Below are 19,995 nucleotides of genomic sequence, written 5' to 3'. Positions count from 1 at the left end.
GATGGCACGCAAAAAAAAGCCAAAATCCATGTTGATCGTCGATGGCTACAATATCATAGGCGCATGGCCAAAGCTGCGCGATCTCAAGGATAAAGAGTTGATGGATGAAGCGCGCGATCAACTGATTTCCATGCTGGCTGACTACCAAAGCTACTCTGGGACCAAAGTAATCGTCGTTTTTGACGCTTACATGGTCCCAGGGCTTGGTCGTATTCAAAATGAATATTTGATTGATATATACTTTACAAAAGAAAAAGAGACCGCGGATGAAAAAATTGAGAAGCTTGTCCACGAATATTTCGAGAAAAATCGACAAATATATGTAGCAACCTCAGATTATACCTCGCAGCGTGTTATCTTCGGGCAGGGAGCACTGCGCAAATCCGCGCGGGAGTTGCTGTTAGATATAGAAAGTACAGGCAAGGAGATCAAAGAAACGGTCGACAAAACAAAAGAAGACCGCTTTAGTACACGGATTTCCCTAAATGACGATATAGCGAAAATATTCGAAAAATGGAGAAGAGAATAAAAGGCAGTTGGTTGACGCCTTTTTACGGCATCATGTATAATTAACACTATCTTATGTAACCAGTTGGAAGTCGGAGGGATGTAGGTGAGTGTTGAACTAAGAGAGCTCAAGCATAGTCAATTTGACCTGATGTCCGACGAAGAAGTGGTAGAGTTAGTAAGAGAAAACGACGCAGAGGCCTTAGAATACCTGATCAATAAGTATAAGAATTTTGTGCGGGCCAAAGCTCGTTCTTATTTTTTGATTGGGGCAGATCGTGAGGATATCGTGCAAGAGGGCATGATTGGTTTGTACAAGTCCATCCGCGATTTTCGAGGAGATAAGCTGACATCGTTTAAAGCTTTTGCCGAATTGTGCATCACCCGCCAGATTATTACGGCGATTAAGACGGCAACCAGGCAGAAGCATATTCCACTCAACTCCTACGTATCGTTGGACAAGCCTATTTATGACGAGGATTCGGACCGCACTCTGCTGGATGTAATCTGCGGAACCAAAGTGACCGATCCTGAGGAATTATTCATTAACCGCGAAGAGTTCGATGACATTGAAGGCAAGATGAGCGAGATTCTGAGCGACTTGGAGCGCCAGGTTCTTATGCTGTACCTAGATGGGCGTTCCTATCAACAGATCGCCGTCGAGCTTGACCGTCATGTGAAGTCGATCGATAATGCCCTGCAACGCGTCAAGCGTAAGCTCGAGCGCTATTTGGAGGGTAGAGAGATTCAATTGTAAGCGCCAATTCAATCTCTCCAGCAATTTACCGTATAATTAGTTTATTCGCTTCTCAAAAAGAAATTCCTTGTTTGTTTCGTAATTTTTTTAAAATGAATACGCTTATGACTATCCGCATTGTCAAGATGTTTTATTGACATCATATGACCATGTATGATAAATTTATTCAGGTAGCCATAGAGAGATCTATGGTTACTTCTGTGAATGATTGGAAAAAAGTAGCGGTTTTTTCCGTGTAGTTCAATGCTTTTTCTTTTATACAGGTATGAGATGATATGGAGGTGTCAATGATGCGAGTAAACATTACGTTGGCGTGCACTGAATGTGGTGAACGTAACTATATCAGCACCAAGAACAAGCGTACCAACCCAGAGCGCATCGAGCTGAAGAAGTACTGCTCCCGCGATAAAAAGCCTACAGTCCATCGCGAAACGAAGTAAGATGGCAGCACCAAGTCTGGGGGTGGCGTTATGAGTTTTCTTTCGAGAGTTGGATCTGGCTTCCGCCGTTCTGGTGGATTTATCGGTGATGTTTTTTCAGAGTTGAAAAAAGTCCGTTGGCCGAACCGCAAAGAGCTTACATCATACACGCTTATTGTTTTGGTTACAATAACGCTACTCGCGGTATTTTTGTTCGGTGTTGACTTAGGCATTTCTAGCCTAATCGAATGGGTATTGGGCAAGTAATTATTCGAACCTAGGAGGGACGGACGGTTTTCGTCCGCGTGGATATGGAAAAAGCATGGTATGTAGTTCATACCTACTCTGGGTATGAAAACAAGGTAAAAACGAATCTGGAAAAACGTGTTGAGTCCATGGGCATGGAGGACAAGATCTTCCGCGTGCTCGTTCCTACCGAAGAAGAGGTAGAGACGAAGGACGGCAAAAAGCGCACTGTGACGAAAAAGGTATTTCCGGGTTACGTGCTTGTTGAGATGGTGATGACGGACGACTCATGGTATGTCGTGCGCAACACACCTGGAGTTACGGGCTTTGTCGGCTCTTCTGGAGCAGGCTCCAAACCGACCGCGCTACTTCCAGGGGAAGCGGAAACGATCCTCAAACAAATGGGTATCGATGCGCCGAAAGTCAAGATTGATTTCGAACTTCGCGATATGGTGCGTGTACAAGACGGCCCTTTCACTGGTCGTACCGGTGAAATCATTGAGATCCAGACAGACAAACAAAAGGTTCGCGTGTTGTTGGACATTTTTGGGCGCGAGACGCCAGTCGAGTTGGATTATACGCAAGTTATGAAATTAGACTAATTTCCATATGAAACAACTTGAAAAGTATCGCTACATGTGGTAAATTTCAATTTGTTTCTGGAATCAGCAAGCAGAATCATGCGGTTCCCGTCTCACTATATATAAGAAGTTCTTATTACATAAAGAACTTTTTCACTACAAGTGGGAGGGGGGAGTCCCCCGCATAACCACATTTGAAGGAGGTGTTTTACGTGGCTAAGAAGGTTATCCGCGTAATTAAATTACAAATTCCAGCAGGTAAAGCGAACCCTGCACCTCCAGTAGGTCCGGCACTCGGTCAAGCTGGTGTTAATATCATGGGTTTCTGTAAAGAATTCAACGCGCGTACAGAGAGCGAAGTGGGTATGATTATCCCAGTTGAGATCACTGTATTCGAAGACCGTTCCTTTACTTTCATCACCAAGACTCCACCTGCAGCAGTTCTCTTGAAAAAAGCGGCTGGTATCGAATCCGGTTCCGGTGTGCCTAACAAGACTAAAGTTGCAACTCTTAAGCGTGATAAAGTACGTGAAATCGCAGAACTCAAAAAACCTGACCTCAACGCAGCTGATACTGAAGCAGCTATGCGTATGATCGAAGGTACTGCCCGTTCCATGGGTATCGTAATCGAAGACTAATCATTGTCTTCCGTTTACACAATTGTTTCGTTGCTCTCAGGGGTACAAGCATGTACCCCTGTTCTGTGGGAGGATTAAACCGCTACGACCACATTTGAAGGGAGATTTACAACATGCCAAAACATGGTAAAAAATACCAAGAAGCTGCAAAGAAAGTAGACAAGAACAAAGTTTACGCTGTTGCAGAAGGTATCTCACTCGTTAAAGAAGTAGCAACAGCTAAGTTCGATGAAACTGTAGAAGCAGCTTACCGTCTCGGTGTAGACCCTAAGCGTGCTGACCAACAAATTCGTGGTGCTGTTGTACTTCCACACGGTACTGGTAAAGTACAACGCGTTCTCGTTTTCGCAAAAGGCGAGAAAGCGAAAGAAGCAGAAGCAGCTGGTGCTGACTTCGTAGGCGAATCCGATATGATCGCTAAAATCCAAGGCGGTTGGTTCGATTTCGACGTAGTAGTTGCAACTCCGGACATGATGGGTGAAGTAGGTAAATTGGGTCGTGTACTCGGTCCAAAAGGCCTCATGCCAAACCCTAAAACCGGTACTGTTACTTTCGACGTAACCAAAGCCGTTAATGAAATCAAAGCCGGTAAGATCGAATACCGTGTAGATAAAACAGGTATCATCCACGCGCCAATCGGTAAAGTATCCTTCGATACTGAGAAATTGGCTGAAAACCTCGCTGCTCTGACTGAAGCACTCAACCGTGCGAAGCCAGCTGCTGCTAAAGGTGTATACATGAAGAACGTAACAGTAAGCTCCACTATGGGCCCTGGCGTTCGCGTTGATGTAAGATAATTACTACTTGACTTCCACCTCGGAAGTTGGTATGATAAATCCTGTTGAATTGAACTGAATCATGTTCATGCCGTAGACAGAAGGTGCGGGCCGCCAGCGGAACGCTTAATAACCCTCCGAGGTGTGTATAATGGAAGATTAAGAGTTTTGTCTTGGACATGCTCTTTTGATAGACATTATGCCCTCGCGAGTCTGCGGGGGCATTTTTCATTAAGCAATAGGTTATAGCACGGGAGGTGTAAACATGGCAGAAATTCGTCCAACCGTAATTCGTGAAGAAAAAGTTCAAGAAATCGGTGTGATCGCAACTAAGCTCCGCGAGAGCGTTTCTACTGTAGTTGTTGACTATCGTGGTTTGACAGTAGCTCAAGTTACTGAACTCCGCAGCCAAATGCGTGCAGCTGGTATCGATTTCAAAGTTTACAAAAACTCTTTGACTCGTCTGGCTACTAAGCAAGAAGGTCTGAGCGATCTTGACGATCAACTTACTGGACCAAACGCAATCGCGTTCTCTAAAGAAGACGTAATTGCTCCAGCTAAGATTCTCGCTGACTTCGCGAAGAAAAATGAGAAGCTCGAAATTAAAGGCGGTATCATCGAAGGTAAGGTAGTAAGCGCAGATGAGATTAAAGCTCTTGCAGCTCTTCCAAACCGCGAAGGTCTCCTTTCTATGCTTCTTTCCGTACTCCAAGCGCCAGTCCGCAACTTCGCGCTTGCAGTCAAAGCAGTATCCGAACAAAAAGAAGGCCAAGGCGCTTAATCAGTTAATATTAAGGAGGAAAATATAATGTCTAAAGACCAAATCCTTGAAGCGATTAAAGGTATGTCCGTTCTCGAACTGAACGATCTCGTAAAAGCAATTGAAGAAGAATTCGGCGTAACTGCTGCTGCTCCTGTAGCTGTAGTAGCTGGCGGCGGCGCAGAAGCAGCTGCTGAACAAACTGAGTTCACCGTTAACCTCGTTTCCGGTGGTGCTTCCAAAATCAACGTTATCAAAGTGGTTCGCGAACTTACTGGTCTCGGCCTGAAAGAAGCAAAAGACCTCGTTGACAACGCTCCAAAAACTCTTAAAGAAGGCATCTCCAAAGACGAAGCTGAAGCACTCAAAGCTAAGCTTGAAGAAGCTGGCGCATCTGTAGAAGTTAAGTAATTAATTTCTTCCGCGCAAATCCCCTTGCCTGCACGGCAGGGGGATTTTATTCTTTTACCATCCCTAAACCGCAAAGAGGTGTGTCTGCTGTGAGCGACCATTACTACACAAATCGTCCAAATGCTACTCATGATGAAAGAGAATATACGTTTACGCTGCGTGATCATTCCTATCGATTCACGACAGACTCAGGTGTATTTTCAAGGGAGAGGGTAGACTTTGGCAGTGTACTTTTGATAGAGACGATGAATTTTGATCGTACAGCAAAAGTATTGGATGTAGGTTGCGGATACGGCCCGATCGGATTGGCTGCAGCCCGGATTGCTGATCAGGGACAGGTAACAATGATTGATGTGAATGAACGAGCGGTGGAACTGGCCAAACGCAACGCCAAGGCCAATGGAATACATAATGTAGAGATCCTGGTCAGCGACGTATATGAAGCTGTTCAGGGACGAAGCTTCGATGTCATCCTCACCAACCCACCGATCCGTGCCGGTAAAGAGACGGTTCACCGGATTTTTTCCGAGGGGTACGATCTGTTGAATCCAGGCGGTCAGATGTGGGTCGTCATTCAGAAGAAACAAGGAGCTCCATCAGCTTATAAAAAGCTTATGGAACTTTTCGGTGAAGTAGAAGAGGCAGACAAGAGCAAAGGCTACCTGATTTTCTGTGCAAGAAAAAAGTAGCAATCCACTATTGACGTGGTATTTTCCTTGTGTTAGCATTATATAATGTCAATATGGGTCTATTGTCTAATTCAAGAAATCCCTGTTTTGTCAACTGTTTTTTTCACGTTTTTCTATTAACTGTGGAATAAACGTGTGAAAAGCTGGGAATTCTTTTAGAATAGAGATTCTTTGCTAAAAATGAGGTTACTGGTTTAACCCATTTTTATTTTTGTGTGAAAACACAAGCATGAGGGGTGAATGAGTTGGCAGGTAAAGTGATTCAGTGCGGTCGACACCGCCAGCGTCGCACGTATTCTCGTATTAATGAAGTACTGGGTCTCCCTAACCTGATTGAGATTCAGCAAAAATCCTACCAATGGTTCTTGGATGAAGGACTGCGTGAAATGTTTCAGGACATTTCGCCTATTCAAGATTTCACGGGTAACTTGGTGCTGGAGTTCATTGACTACAGCTTAGGTGAGCCGAAGTATGACGTTGATGAATCAAAGGAACGCGACGTTACATACGCTGCTCCATTACGTGTCAAAGTTCGTCTTCTGAATAAGGAGACGGGGGAAGTGAAGGAGCAGGAAGTCTTTATGGGTGACTTCCCGCTGATGACAGAAACAGGCACCTTCATTATCAATGGTGCAGAGCGTGTAATCGTCAGTCAGCTCGTTCGTTCCCCTAGTGTTTACTATAACACCAAAGTTGATAAGAACGGCAAGCAGACTTTCACCGCTACCGTGATTCCAAACCGTGGTGCATGGCTCGAACTCGAAACAGACGCGAAGGATATTATTTATGTGCGTATCGACCGTACGCGTAAGATCCCAGTTACTGTTCTCTTGCGTGCATTAGGTTTTGGCTCTGATAAAGATATTCTTGATTTGCTGGGTCATGACGAGAAGTTTGTTGTCAACACCTTGGAAAAAGACAACACAGACTCTACGGAGAAGGCTCTCATCGAGATTTATGAGCGTCTGCGTCCAGGCGAACCACCAACAGTGGAAAACGCGAAGAGCTTGTTGATCTCCCGCTTCTTCGACCCGAAACGCTATGATCTGGCTTCTGTTGGTCGTTACAAAATGAACAAGAAGCTTCATATCAAAACCCGTCTGTTCAACCAACGCCTTGCGGAAACTCTCGTTGACCGCAACACAGGTGAGATCATCGCAGAAGCAGGCCAAATCATTGACCGTCGTGTCCTTGATAAAATCTTGCCTGCGCTTGAATCCCACGTTGGACACATTGATGTTCACACAAGTGGCGGCGTTTTGGATGAAAGCAACATCCGCCTGCAATCCGTTGATATTTTCAGCGATGAAGGCAAAGTGATCAAAATCATTGGTAACGCAAACATCGACATGTCTGTTAAGCACATCACGCCTGCGGACATCGTGGCTGCGATTAACTACTTCATCAACCTGCTCCACAAAGTAGGTACGACAGACGATATCGACCACTTGGGTAACCGTCGTCTGCGTTCTGTTGGTGAACTTCTGCAAAACCAATTCCGTATTGGTCTTTCCCGTATGGAGCGCGTCGTTCGCGAGCGTATGTCCATCCAAGACCAGAACCAAATCACTCCACAAGCGTTGATCAACATCCGTCCTGTGATTGCGGCGATCAAGGAGTTCTTCGGAAGCTCCCAGCTCTCCCAGTTCATGGATCAGACCAACCCGCTTGCTGAGCTGACACACAAACGCCGTCTGTCCGCCCTGGGTCCTGGTGGTCTCACGCGTGAGCGCGCGGGCTTCGAAGTGCGCGACGTTCACCACTCCCACTATGGCCGTATGTGTCCAATCGAGACACCAGAGGGTCCGAACATCGGTTTGATTAACTCCCTTTCTACTTTTGCACGTATCAATGACTACGGCTTCATCGAAACACCACGCCGTAAAGTAGACGCCGAAACCGGTCGTGTACTGACAGAAATCGAATACCTGACTGCTGACGAGGAAGATGTATTCAACGTCGCTCAGGCGAACCAACCGCTCGACGAATTAGGTAACTTCGTCAATGAGACTGTTATCTGCCGTCGTAAAGGTGAGATCTTGTCCATACCGCGCGATAAGGTTGACTACATGGACGTATCCCCGAAACAAGTCGTATCCGTTGCGACAGCGCTCATCCCGTTCCTCGAAAACGACGACGCGAACCGCGCGCTCATGGGATCGAACATGCAACGTCAGGCCGTTCCACTCTTGATTCCACAAGCTCCATTCGTGGGTACTGGTATGGAACACAAAGCGGCGCAAGACTCCGGTGTTGCAGTCGTTGCAAAATGGCCTGGTCAAGTTGAACGTGTAACTGCGAGAGAGATCTTGGTACGCAGATACAAAGAAATCGACGGCAAGAAAGTAGCCGGCGATATCGATAAATATAAATTGCACAAATTCATCCGTTCCAACCAAGGTACTTGTATCAACCAACGCCCGATCGTAAAAGCAGGCGACTGGATCGTACCTGGCGACATCATCGGTGATGGACCATCCACCGAAAAAGGTGAATTGGCACTTGGCCGTAACGTAATCGTAGCGTTCATGACTTGGGAAGGTTACAACTACGAGGACGCGATCCTGCTGAGTGAAAAACTCGTAAAAGATGACGTCTACACGTCCATCCATATCGAGGAATACGAGTCCGAAGCACGCGACACCAAGCTTGGACCAGAAGAAATCACCCGCGACATCCCGAACGTCGGTGAAGATGCGCTCAAGAATCTCGACGAACGCGGAATCGTACGTGTCGGTGCAGAGATCAAAGACGGAGATATTCTCGTTGGTAAAGTAACGCCTAAGGGTGTAACCGAGCTGACTGCAGAAGAACGCCTCCTGCATGCGATCTTTGGTGAAAAAGCACGTGAAGTACGTGATACCTCCCTGCGTGTACCACACGGTGGTTCCGGTATCATCGTAGACGTGAAAGTATTCACCCGTGACAATGGCGACGAACTCCCACCAGGTGTTAACCAACTGGTTCGCGTATACATCGCCCAAAAACGTAAAATCTCTGTCGGTGACAAGATGGCGGGCCGCCACGGTAACAAAGGGGTTATCGCCCGTATCATGCCAGAAGAGGATATGCCGTTCCTGCCAGATGGTTCTCCAGTTGAGATCGTTCTGAACCCACTGGGCGTACCATCCCGTATGAACATCGGTCAGGTACTTGAGACACACTTGGGTATGGCTGCGAAGATGCTCGGTATCCACGTAGCAACCCCTGTATTCGACGGTGCACGTCAAAACGATGTGTTCAAAACGCTCGAAGAAGCAGGTCTTGACCGCGATGGTAAAACCCTTCTGTTCGATGGCCGCACAGGTGAACCGTTTGACCGCCGTGTAACGGTAGGCTGCGTGTACATGCTGAAGCTGGCTCACTTGGTTGATGACAAAATCCATGCTCGTTCTACTGGACCATACTCTCTCGTTACACAGCAGCCACTGGGTGGTAAAGCCCAATTCGGTGGTCAGCGTTTCGGGGAGATGGAGGTATGGGCGCTTGAAGCATATGGCGCTGCTTACACCTTGCAAGAAATTCTCACCGTTAAGTCTGACGACGTCGTGGGCCGCGTGAAAACGTACGAAGCGATCGTCAAAGGCGAAAACGTGCCGGAGCCGGGTGTTCCTGAGTCCTTCAAAGTTCTGATCAAAGAACTTCAAAGCTTGGGTATGGACGTAAAAATCCTCTCTGAAGATGAGCAAGAGATCGAAATGCGCGAGATGGATGATGAGGACGAAGGCAATGGTGAGAAGTTAAATCTCTTACCTGAAACGATTCATGCTGCAGACGAAGAGTAAGATACCGGTACAAAGGGAGGTAACGCCCTGTGATAGACGTCAATAACTTTGAATATATGAAAATTGGTTTGGCCTCCCCCGAAAAGATCCGTTCGTGGTCTTTCGGGGAAGTCAAAAAACCAGAAACGATCAACTATCGTACGTTGAAACCGGAAAAAGACGGTCTGTTCTGTGAACGTATTTTCGGTCCAACAAAAGACTGGGAATGTCATTGCGGTAAATACAAACGTGTACGCTACAAAGGCGTTGTTTGTGACCGATGCGGTGTTGAAGTAACCCGTGCAAAAGTACGCCGTGAGCGTATGGGTCATATCGAGCTTGCTGCTCCTGTGTCCCACATCTGGTATTTCAAAGGCATTCCAAGCCGTATGGGTCTTGTCCTTGACATGTCCCCGCGTTCCCTGGAAGAAGTCATCTATTTCGCATCCTACGTGGTAGTTGATGCTGGTGACACTCCACTCGATAAAAAACAACTTCTCTCTGAGAAAGAATACCGTAACTACCGTGAGAAATACGGCAATGCGTTTACAGCGATGATGGGGGCAGAGGCGATCAAGCGCCTGCTTGCTGAAATCGATCTGGAAAAGGACGTAGAGTCCCTGAAAGAAGAGCTGAAAACCGTTCAAGGCCAACGCCGCACCCGTGCGATCAAGCGTTTGGAAGTGCTTGAGGCATTCCGTAACTCCGGCAACCACCCAGACTGGATGGTTCTCGACGTACTTCCGGTTATTCCACCAGAGCTTCGTCCGATGGTACAGCTCGACGGTGGCCGCTTTGCGACTTCCGACCTGAATGACCTGTATCGCCGTGTAATCAACCGTAACAACCGTCTGAAGCGTCTCCTTGAGCTCGGCGCACCTGACATTATCGTGCAAAACGAGAAGCGCATGCTGCAAGAAGCAGTCGACGCGCTGATCGACAACGGTCGTCGCGGCCGTCCGGTAACAGGCCCAGGTAACCGTCCACTCAAGTCCCTGAGCCACATGCTCAAGGGTAAACAGGGTCGCTTCCGTCAAAACCTGCTCGGTAAACGTGTAGACTACTCCGGTCGTTCCGTTATCGTAGTAGGTCCTAACCTGCGTATGTACCAATGCGGTCTGCCAAAAGAAATGGCGCTTGAGCTGTTCAAACCATTCGTGATGAAAGAGCTCGTCGCAAAAGGTCTTGCGCACAACATCAAATCTGCAAAACGCAAAGTTGAACGCGTACAGCCGGAAGTATGGGACGTTCTTGAAGAAGTAATCAAAGAACACCCAGTACTCCTCAACCGTGCCCCCACTTTGCACCGTCTCGGGATTCAGGCGTTCGAACCTGTCCTCGTAGAAGGTCGTGCGATTCGTCTTCACCCGCTCGTATGTACCGCTTACAATGCGGACTTCGACGGTGACCAGATGGCGGTTCACGTTCCACTGTCCGCAGAAGCACAGGCAGAAGCACGTATTCTCATGCTCGCAGCACAAAACATCCTCAACCCGAAAGACGGTAAGCCGGTTGTTACTCCATCCCAGGACATGGTGCTTGGTTCCTACTACATCACTCTCGAGCGCGAAGGTGACCGTGGTGAAGGTTCCGTATTCCGTGACCCTGCAGATGCGATTGCTGCGTATGAAAACGGCTATATCACTTTGCAGACCCGTATCGTGGTTCCTGCGAAGAGCCTGAATAAAGAATCCTTTACCGAAGCACAAAACAATTCTCTGTTCGTTACCACTGTCGGTAAGATCATCTTCAACGAGATCTTCCCAACCGACTTGCCGTTTATCAACGAGCCTACCAAAGCGAACCTGGCTAACGGCGTGCCGGACAGATACTTTATGTTCGAAAAAGGTCAAGACGTTAAAGAGTTCATGAAGAACATCCCGGATCCAGGCGCGGTGAAAAAAGGCTTCCTCGGAACCATCATCGCAGAATGCTTCCGCCGTTTCGGAACAACTCAAACGTCTATCATCCTTGATAAAATCAAAGAACTCAGCTTCAAGTACTCTACCAAAGCAGGGATCACGATCGCCGTTGCGGATATCGTTGTACCGGCTAAGAAGCAAGAGATTCTTGAAGCGGCCGATGAGAAGGTTGCAGCAGTACTTACGCAATACCGTCGCGGTCTCATCACCGATGACGAGCGTTATGACCGTGTAATCTCCATCTGGTCCAAAGCAAAAGACGAAGTTACCGAAGTCCTCATGAAATCCATGAGCAAGTTCAACGCGATCTTCATGATGGCTAACTCCGGTGCCCGTGGTAACGTGTCCCAGATCACTCAGCTGGCTGGTATGCGCGGTCTGATGGCGAACCCATCTGGTCGAATCATCGAGTTGCCGATCAAATCTAACTTCCGTGAAGGCCTCACCGTACTCGAGTACTTCATTTCTACGCATGGTGCGCGTAAAGGTCTTGCCGATACGGCGCTCCGTACAGCGGACTCAGGTTACCTGACCCGTCGTCTCGTTGACGTAGCACAAGACGTAATCGTGCGTGAAGTGGATTGTGGTACTGATAAAGGTATCCGTGTCACTGCCATTACAGACGGAAAAGAAGAAATCGAGAAGCTCAGCGATCGTCTTGAAGGTCGTACGTGCTTTGAGACTGTCCGTCACCCAGAGACCAAAGAGGTTATCGTGGGCCGTAATGAAGAGATCACAGAAGAAACCGCCGAGCTGATCCAAAAACTCGGTATCAAAGATGTATATATCCGTAACGTACTTGCTTGCCGCACCAGTCATGGTGTCTGCAAACTTTGCTATGGCCGTAACCTGGCGACTGGTGCTGAGGTTGAAATCGGGGAAGCTGTCGGTATTATCGCCGCTCAGTCCATCGGTGAACCAGGTACACAGCTCACCATGCGTACATTCCATACAGGTGGGGTAGCAGGGGACGACATCACCCAAGGTTTGCCGCGTATCCAAGAGCTTTTCGAAGCGCGTAATCCTAAGGGTCAAGCGGTGATCACTGAAATCGACGGTGAAGTCGTCAGCATTCGTGAAGATAAAGACCGTCGGATCATCGAAATCCGCGGTGAAGCAGAGAACAAAGAATACGCGGCTCCATACGGTTCCCGTATCAAAGTTACCATGGGTGCCAAACTCAACGCCGGTGACGAGCTCACCGAGGGTTCTGTTGACCCGAAAGAAATGCTCAAAGTCCGTGGTCTGCGTGGCGTATCCAACTATATCCTCCAAGAGGTACAGAAGGTATACCGTATGCAAGGGGTAGAAATCAACGACAAGCACGTTGAGGTTATGATCCGTCAGATGCTTCGCAAGCTGCGCGTTGTTGATTCCGGTGACACAGATCTGTTGCCTGGCTCCTTCGTCGAGACTCACGAATTCGAGCAAGCCAATGCCAAAGTACTCATCGAAGGCCGCAATCCTGCGGTTGGTCGTCCTGTACTTCTTGGTATCACCAAAGCATCTCTTGAAACCGACTCCTTCCTGTCCGCAGCATCCTTCCAGGAGACTACCCGTGTCCTCACAGATGCAGCGATCAAAGGAAAAGTGGACCGTCTCCTCGGTCTCAAGGAGAACGTTATTATTGGTAAGCTGATCCCAGCAGGTACCGGTATGTCCCGTTACCGTTCTACCAAGGTAATGACTGGTGAAGAAGCTCTTGCCGCACAGAATGATGAGCTGCAAGCAGTTCCAGTAGAGTAGTAAAGTAAGGAAAAAGCATAGAGTTCAGGTGCTCATCGCCAGCTGATGGGCACTCTGCTCTGTCTTTTTTATAAAAAACTATCATTTTTTGATGATAGAGTGTTGACTTTTATATGATGACCTGATAAGATGTTCTAGTGCGCCTGATACTCAACGCTTTGGAGGATATGGATGACATGTCTTATGAAAAAGTAGAGTGGGCCAAGGAGTTGACGATCGGTATAAATCAGACGGCGAAAGCGATTGAACAAAACATCGTTTCCGAAGTTTACATCGCCAAAGATGCGGACAAACGTCTGACGCAAAAAATCGCACTCCTTTGTACTGAGAAGGGTGTGCCAGTCATATATGTTGATTCCATGCGACGCCTAGGCAAAGCTTGTGGAATCGAGGTGGGAGCAGCGACAGCTGCGATCAAGAAAAGTAGTTAATTCGTTTTTGTTGATAGTCTCTTTAGAGATTACTCTAGCAAAGACTTCTATTTTGACCTAAATATGACTCACCTGGATCTGTGGTCTTCATAAAGGTTAAGGAAGGAGGATATCGATCATGCCTACAATGAACCAATTAGTTCGTAAAGGTCGTAAGGACAAAGTTGTAAAGTCTAAGTCCCCAGCTCTCCAAAAGGGGTACAATAGCTTCAAGAAGTCCCAAACGAACCAAAGCTCTCCACAAAAACGTGGTGTCTGCACTCGTGTAGGTACCATGACACCAAAAAAACCGAACTCCGCGCTTCGTAAATACGCTCGTGTGCGCTTGACCAACGGTATCGAGGTTACAGCATACATCGGCGGTATCGGTCACAACCTGCAAGAACATAGCGTTGTGCTCGTTCGCGGTGGTCGTGTAAAAGACTTGCCAGGGGTACGTTACCACATCGTTCGCGGTGCTCTTGACACTGCTGGTGTTAACAACCGTATGCAAGGCCGTTCCAAATACGGAACGAAGCGTCCTAAAGCTGGTAAAGGCGACGCTAAGAAAAAATAAGATCGCTTGATCAAGCGGTCTTTCTAATGAAATCCTCATTAATAGGCAAAGGAGGCGAACTTGATGCCACGTAAAGGCCCTGTCACTCGTCGTGACGTATTGCCGGACCCGATTTTCAACAGCAAATTGGTTACTCGCTTGATTAACCGTTTGATGCTCGATGGTAAACGCGGTGTAGCGCAAAACCTTCTCTACAACGCATTCAACCTCGTACAAGAGCGTACTGGACGCAACCCTATGGAAGTGTTCGAAGAAGCTCTGAAAAACATCATGCCAGTTCTTGAAGTTAAAGCACGCCGTGTAGGTGGTGCTAACTATCAAGTACCAATCGAAGTAAAACCTGAGCGCCGTACTACTCTCGGACTTCGTTGGCTCGTTAACTACGCACGTAACCGTGGTGAGAAAACCATGGAACAACGTTTGGCTAACGAAATCATGGATGCTGCTAACAACACTGGTAGCGCTGTGAAAAAACGTGAGGACACTCACAAGATGGCTGAAGCAAACAAAGCGTTTGCACACTATCGCTGGTAGGTTTTAGAATAGCGGGTATTCTTGGGAATGCCCGCATAATCTCATATATATGAGTAAAAGAAGGGAGCGGACCTAATGGCTCGCGAATTCTCACTAGCGAATACGCGTAATATCGGTATCATGGCTCACATCGATGCTGGTAAAACGACAACTACGGAGCGCATTCTGTTCTACACCGGTCGTGTACATAAGATCGGTGAAGTACATGAAGGTGCTGCTACTATGGACTGGATGGAGCAGGAACAAGAACGTGGTATCACGATCACTTCTGCTGCTACCACTGCTCAGTGGAACGGTCACCGTATCAACATCATCGACACACCAGGTCACGTAGACTTCACTGTTGAAGTAGAACGTTCCCTTCGCGTACTCGATGGTTCTGTTTGCGTTTTCGACGCAAAAGGTGGCGTAGAACCACAATCCGAAACTGTTTGGCGTCAAGCTGACCGTTACGGCGTACCACGTATCTGCTACGTTAACAAGATGGACATCATCGGTGCTAACTTCGATATGTGCGTAGATCAAATCAAAAACCGCCTCGGTGCTAACCCTGTAGCGATTCAGTACCCAATCGGTGCTGAAGACAAGTTCCTCGGTATGGTTGACCTTGTTGAAATGCAAGCAATCATCTATACTGACGACCTGGGTAAGACTTCCGACGCAACTGAAATCCCTGCTGAACTCAAAGACAAGTGTGAAGAACTTCGCCTTGCTCTGGTAGAAGCAGCGGCTGAACAAGATGAAGAGCTCATGATGAAATACCTGGAAGGCGAAGAACTCACTACTGATGAGATCAAAGCTGCTATCCGTAAAGGTACCATCGCGACTACGATTGTTCCAGTTCTTTGCGGTTCTTCTTACAAAAACAAAGGTGTACAACCTATGCTTGACGCGGTAGTTGCTTATCTGCCAGCTCCAATTGACGTACCAGCAATCAAAGGTACTCTTCCAGATAGCGACGAAGAAACCGTACGTGAATCCGACGATACAGTTCCGTTCTCTGCTCTTGCCTTCAAGATCATGACTGACCCGTATGTTGGTAAACTTACATTCTTCCGCGTTTACTCCGGTACCCTTTCTTCCGGTTCTTACGTTCTCAACTCTACGAAGGGTAAACGTGAACGTGTAGGCCGTATCCTCCAAATGCACGCGAACTCCCGTGAAGAGATCCCAGTGGTTTACTCCGGTGATATCGCTGCTGCGGTAGGTCTCAAAGATACTACTACTGGTGACACTCTCTGTGATGAGAAATCCCCAGTAATCCTTGAGTCCATGACATTCCCAGAGCCAGTTATCGACGTTGCGATCGAACCTAAGTCCAAAGCAGACCAAGACAAGATGGGTATCGCCCTCTCCAAACTGTCTGAAGAAGACCCAACGTTCCGTACGCACACTGACGAAGAAACTGGTCAAACCATCATCTCTGGTATGGGTGAGCTCCACTTGGAGATCATCGTAGACCGTATGAAACGCGAATTCAAGGTTGAAGCTAACGTAGGTGCTCCTCAGGTAGCATACCGTGAGACTTTCCGCAACGCTGCGAAAGTTGACGGTAAATTCGTTCGCCAATCTGGTGGTCGCGGTCAGTACGGCCATTGTGTGGTTGAATTCTCTCCACTCGAGCCAGGTAAAGGTTTCGAGTTCGAAAACAAAACCGTCGGTGGTTCTATCCCAAGAGAATACATCCCGGCAGTACAAGCTGGTATCGAAGAATCCATGAAAAATGGTGTTCTCGCTGGCTTCCCGCTGGTTGACATCAAAGCTGTTGTCGTAGACGGTAGCTACCATGATGTCGACTCTTCCGAGATGGCGTTTAAAGTAGCTGGTTCCTTGGCTCTTAAAGAAGCTGCGAAGAAATGTGGCGCAGTTCTCCTCGAGCCAATCATGAAAGTAGAAGTCACTGTACCAGAAGAGTACATGGGCGACGTAATGGGTGACATCAACTCCCGTCGTGGTCGTATCGAAGGTATGGAAGCTCGTGCAAATGCACAAGTAATCCGTGCAATGGTACCACTCAGCGAGATGTTTGGTTACTCCACTACTCTCCGTTCCCGTACTCAAGGTCGTGGTCAATACTCCATGGTGATCGACCACTACGAAGAAGTACCACGCAACATTGCTGAAGAAATCGTTAAGAAGTCTAAAGGCGAATAATTCTTCACATAAGTCCCTTTATCTTAACCCAAGAAAGGTTTACAATATGAGTTGGAAACCCAACCTACGTGATGTAGGCCTTTCTTTCCCTATACTTAAAACCTTTTAACCATTTAAGGAGGATTCATTTCTCATGGCTAAAGCAAAATTTGAACGTAATAAGCCACACGTTAACATCGGTACTATCGGTCACGTTGACCACGGTAAAACCACTCTTACAGCTGCTATCACAACTGTACTTGCTACTAAAGGCCAAGCACAAGCTATGGACTACGGTAGCATCGACGCTGCTCCAGAAGAGCGCGAGCGTGGTATCACTATCAACACCGCACACGTTGAGTACGAAACTGACACTCGTCACTACGCTCACGTAGACTGCCCAGGTCACGCGGACTATGTTAAAAACATGATCACTGGTGCTGCTCAAATGGACGGCGCGATCCTCGTAGTATCTGCTGCTGACGGTCCAATGCCACAAACTCGTGAGCACATCCTTCTCTCCCGCCAAGTAGGCGTACCTTACATCGTTGTATTCATGAACAAATGCGACATGGTTGACGATGAAGAGCTTCTCGAACTCGTTGAGATGGAAATCCGTGATCTCCTCTCTACTTATGAGTTCCCTGGCGACGATATCCCAGTTATCAAAGGTTCTGCTAAAGAAGCTCTTGATAATCCAAACGGCGATTGGGCAGCGAAAATCGTTGAACTCATGGACGCTGTTGACTCCTACATCCCAACTCCTGAGCGCGCAACTGACAAGCCTTTCTTGATGCCAGTTGAGGACGTGTTCACTATCACTGGCCGTGGTACTGTTGCTACTGGTCGTGTAGAGCGCGGTATCATCAAAGTTGGTGACCAATGCGAAATCGTAGGTCTTGCTGAAGAAACTCGCACTACTACCGTAACTGGTGTAGAGATGTTCCGTAAGCTTCTCGACCAAGCACAAGCTGGTGACAACATCGGTGCACTCCTCCGTGGTGTTGAGCGTAAAGACATCGAGCGTGGCCAATGTCTCGCAAAACCAGGTTCCGTAAAACCTTACACCAAGTTCAAAGCTGAAGTTTACGTTCTCTCCAAAGATGAGGGTGGCCGTCACACTCCTTTCTTCGCTAACTACCGCCCACAATTCTATTTCCGTACAACTGACGTAACTGGTATCATCCAACTTCCAGAAGGCGTAGAAATGGTTATGCCTGGCGATAACACTGAGTTCACCGTTGAACTCATCGCTCCTGTAGCGATGGAACAAGGTACTCGTTTCGCGATCCGTGAAGGTGGCCGTACAGTAGGCGCTGGTATCGTTGCGACTATCGTAGAATAATTTTAGCCCTAACCGGCTTATAGAAAGACCCGACAGTATGTTGCTGTCGGGTCTTTTGCCTTTTATGAAAAGTTTCGATCATGCTTATCAAAAAGCTTCAATAATCGAATAGCTTGGCTCATGGTACAATACATCATAGCTTTTGACTGGATAGAGAGAAGGGGAATCATGCCTGCCAATAAAGAAAAGTGGATATATCTGATACTGACGCTGGTCATCACCATTTGGGGACTGAATGTGGTCATGGTCAAGTACCTTTCCTTTTTCCCACCGATACTGATTGCGGCAATCCGGATGTCGATCGCTGCTCTTGTACTGATCCCGATTATTGTCTGGAAACAAGGGAAAACGAAGATCACACCCAAAGCATGGTTTTATATCTCCGGGGTAGCACTCACCTCCATTACCCTGCACCAAATCCTGCTGGCTTGGGGTGTTAAGGAGACCACTGCAGGGAATACCTCATTGATTCTTACGCTCAACCCGCTGACGACTGCCCTGCTGGCTGTACCGCTATTAGGTGAGAAACTGACACTACGAAAAGGTGTAGGGGTCGTACTTGGATTTGGCGGAGTACTGCTGGTCGTCGCTACAAGGAATAGCGGAGGACTCAGCTCCGGCAGCTGGGGGGATATTCTCATCTTCGCTTCGATGCTCATGTACGTATTTGGCGGTCTGATTGTACGAAAAGCAACTTCACAGGACATACCGGCACTGACCGTCACAGCCTATTCCCACGGCATTGCTGCGGTTGTACTGTGGATCACGGCGGCCTTATCCTACCCGGGTGAAGTTTTTACTTCTATTGATACTCGTCCATTTACCTGGTTGGTCATCTGTACATCAGGGATCCTAGCCACCGGTCTTGGCACACTGGGATGGAACTATGGCATTGGGCAGCTGGGGGCCAGCAGAACGGCTGTATTTATGAATGGGATGCCATTAGCCAGTCTGATCTTCGCCGCGGTCCTGTTGGGAGAGGAACTGCAGATCCTGCACGGTATCGCTTTTGTCCTGATAGTGCTTGGAGTCTATCTCGGTTCCCAAAAGGGTAAGCAGCCAAATATAGCACCAGCCATTCCGACAGTACCTGCTCAAAAGAACATTCAGAGTTAAAAGAACCTCCATATAAGAATAGAAGATAGAAAAAAGGCGTAGACTGAGATCTACGCCTTTTCTTCTGGTTGTTCCCACTTATTAACCATATGATGTGCCGTCATACGGAGACGGTCGAAGATAGCCTCTCTCAGCTCGCCCTCAAGCCCGACGGTGTCCATCGCCTTGTTCATGCAGGATAACCAAGCCTCCGCTTGCTTAGGTGCGATAGGGAACGGCATATGACGCGCACGCAGCATCGGATGACCGAACTCATCATTATAGAGAGTAGGGCCACCGAGGAATTGAGTCAGAAACATCAGTTGCTTGCGTTTCGTCTCAGTCAGGTCCTCCGGGAAGATCGGAGCCAGATCAGGATGGCGGGCGACTAAGTTATAGAATACATCAACGAGACGCTGCAAGGTTTCAGCACCGCCGATGATCTCATAAGGGGTTAGATTTGGTTGAGTCATGGTAGTCTCCTTTTCTAAATTATCTTTCTTCTCTATTATAAGTCATTTCCAATTGAAATATAGCGCATAAAAGGTTAATATATTACGAGTGGCCTGATTTAATATCTGGACGACTAAAATCAATTGAAAAAAGAACTTGCAAAGCCCATATGATTTTAGTATAATATTGAATGTTGGTCATGGACTTGCGATGATGTGGGAGGTTGCTGACA

Annotated in this window: 19 protein-coding genes and 1 other annotated feature; of the genes, 18 read left to right on the top strand and 1 reads right to left on the bottom strand. The window is 47.6% G+C overall.

Translation table 11 applies throughout. From position 1 onward, the window contains the following. Window position 1: 1 nt before the first annotated feature. The 18 genes from FGI41_RS23895 (at window position 2) to FGI41_RS23810 (ending at window position 19,331) form a co-directional block, all read left to right on the top strand. Window positions 2–529, top strand: coding sequence for an NYN domain-containing protein (locus FGI41_RS23895; RefSeq protein WP_139492813.1), 528 nt, complete (start codon window positions 2–4; stop codon window positions 527–529). Window positions 530–613: 84 nt separating this feature from the next. Continuing rightward, window positions 614–1,264 carry an RNA polymerase sporulation sigma factor SigH gene (gene sigH / locus FGI41_RS23890; protein ID WP_139492812.1) on the top strand — a complete coding sequence of 217 codons (651 nt, stop codon included), beginning with the start codon at window positions 614–616 and terminating at the stop codon, window positions 1,262–1,264. Window positions 1,265–1,551: 287 nt separating this feature from the next. Further along, the gene (gene rpmG / locus FGI41_RS23885; RefSeq protein WP_255298618.1) at window positions 1,552–1,704 is read left to right on the top strand and encodes a 50S ribosomal protein L33; all 153 of its coding nucleotides are present in this window, start codon (window positions 1,552–1,554) and stop codon (window positions 1,702–1,704) included. Between the two features lie 30 nt (window positions 1,705–1,734). After that, window positions 1,735–1,950: a preprotein translocase subunit SecE gene (gene secE / locus FGI41_RS23880; protein WP_139492811.1), complete on the top strand. Its 216-nt coding sequence runs from the start codon at window positions 1,735–1,737 to the stop codon at window positions 1,948–1,950. A 44-nt stretch (window positions 1,951–1,994) separates the two neighbouring features. Then, complete coding sequence (gene nusG, locus FGI41_RS23875) at window positions 1,995–2,531, top strand: transcription termination/antitermination protein NusG (RefSeq protein WP_139492836.1); 537 nt, start codon at window positions 1,995–1,997, stop codon at window positions 2,529–2,531. Window positions 2,532–2,722: 191 nt separating this feature from the next. After that, window positions 2,723–3,148, top strand: coding sequence for a 50S ribosomal protein L11 (gene rplK / locus FGI41_RS23870; protein WP_139492810.1), 426 nt, complete (start codon window positions 2,723–2,725; stop codon window positions 3,146–3,148). Window positions 3,149–3,261: 113 nt separating this feature from the next. Continuing rightward, on the top strand, window positions 3,262–3,945 hold the full coding sequence (rplA, locus tag FGI41_RS23865; RefSeq protein WP_139492809.1) for a 50S ribosomal protein L1: 684 nt from the start codon (window positions 3,262–3,264) through the stop codon (window positions 3,943–3,945). Between the two features lie 52 nt (window positions 3,946–3,997). Beyond that, window positions 3,998–4,163 (top strand) — a sequence feature (ribosomal protein L10 leader region). 26 nt (window positions 4,164–4,189) lie between these two features. After that, complete coding sequence (gene rplJ, locus FGI41_RS23860) at window positions 4,190–4,705, top strand: 50S ribosomal protein L10 (RefSeq protein ID WP_139492808.1); 516 nt, start codon at window positions 4,190–4,192, stop codon at window positions 4,703–4,705. Between the two features lie 27 nt (window positions 4,706–4,732). Continuing rightward, the gene (gene rplL, locus FGI41_RS23855; RefSeq protein WP_139492807.1) at window positions 4,733–5,095 is read left to right on the top strand and encodes a 50S ribosomal protein L7/L12; all 363 of its coding nucleotides are present in this window, start codon (window positions 4,733–4,735) and stop codon (window positions 5,093–5,095) included. A gap of 89 nt (window positions 5,096–5,184) precedes the next feature. Continuing rightward, on the top strand, window positions 5,185–5,784 hold the full coding sequence (locus tag FGI41_RS23850) for a class I SAM-dependent methyltransferase (protein ID WP_139492806.1): 600 nt from the start codon (window positions 5,185–5,187) through the stop codon (window positions 5,782–5,784). 245 nt (window positions 5,785–6,029) lie between these two features. Continuing rightward, window positions 6,030–9,569, top strand: a complete 3,540-nt coding sequence (gene rpoB, locus FGI41_RS23845) for a DNA-directed RNA polymerase subunit beta (protein WP_139492805.1) — start codon at window positions 6,030–6,032, stop codon at window positions 9,567–9,569. Between the two features lie 29 nt (window positions 9,570–9,598). Beyond that, window positions 9,599–13,216, top strand: a complete 3,618-nt coding sequence (gene rpoC, locus FGI41_RS23840) for a DNA-directed RNA polymerase subunit beta' (RefSeq protein WP_139492804.1) — start codon at window positions 9,599–9,601, stop codon at window positions 13,214–13,216. 176 nt (window positions 13,217–13,392) lie between these two features. Further along, window positions 13,393–13,647 carry a 50S ribosomal protein L7ae-like protein gene (locus tag FGI41_RS23835; protein WP_139492803.1) on the top strand — a complete coding sequence of 85 codons (255 nt, stop codon included), beginning with the start codon at window positions 13,393–13,395 and terminating at the stop codon, window positions 13,645–13,647. Between the two features lie 118 nt (window positions 13,648–13,765). Next, on the top strand, window positions 13,766–14,203 hold the full coding sequence (gene rpsL, locus FGI41_RS23830; RefSeq protein WP_139492802.1) for a 30S ribosomal protein S12: 438 nt from the start codon (window positions 13,766–13,768) through the stop codon (window positions 14,201–14,203). A 63-nt stretch (window positions 14,204–14,266) separates the two neighbouring features. Further along, on the top strand, window positions 14,267–14,737 hold the full coding sequence (gene rpsG, locus FGI41_RS23825; RefSeq protein ID WP_139492801.1) for a 30S ribosomal protein S7: 471 nt from the start codon (window positions 14,267–14,269) through the stop codon (window positions 14,735–14,737). Window positions 14,738–14,812: 75 nt separating this feature from the next. After that, window positions 14,813–16,891 (top strand): elongation factor G, encoded by a 2,079-nt coding sequence (gene fusA / locus FGI41_RS23820; RefSeq protein WP_139492800.1) that lies wholly within the window; start codon window positions 14,813–14,815, stop codon window positions 16,889–16,891. Window positions 16,892–17,024: 133 nt separating this feature from the next. Next, entirely contained in the window at window positions 17,025–18,215 is a 1,191-nt protein-coding gene (gene tuf / locus FGI41_RS23815; protein ID WP_139492799.1) for an elongation factor Tu, read from the top strand. Window positions 18,216–18,383: 168 nt separating this feature from the next. Further along, window positions 18,384–19,331, top strand: coding sequence for a DMT family transporter (locus FGI41_RS23810; RefSeq protein WP_176560418.1), 948 nt, complete (start codon window positions 18,384–18,386; stop codon window positions 19,329–19,331). Between the two features lie 50 nt (window positions 19,332–19,381). Here the strand turns inward: FGI41_RS23810 and FGI41_RS23805 are convergent, their stop codons facing one another. Then, entirely contained in the window at window positions 19,382–19,783 is a 402-nt protein-coding gene (locus FGI41_RS23805; protein ID WP_139492798.1) for a globin domain-containing protein, read from the bottom strand. Between the last annotated feature and the right edge of the window lie 212 nt (window positions 19,784–19,995).

It is taken from the genome of Brevibacillus dissolubilis, assembly GCF_006170445.1.
In the GTDB taxonomy this organism is placed as follows: Bacteria; Bacillota; Bacilli; order Brevibacillales; family Brevibacillaceae; genus Brevibacillus_B; species Brevibacillus_B dissolubilis.
The sequence above is the reverse complement of the archived record's forward strand: the minus strand, read 5'-3'. Positions and strand labels throughout refer to the sequence as shown.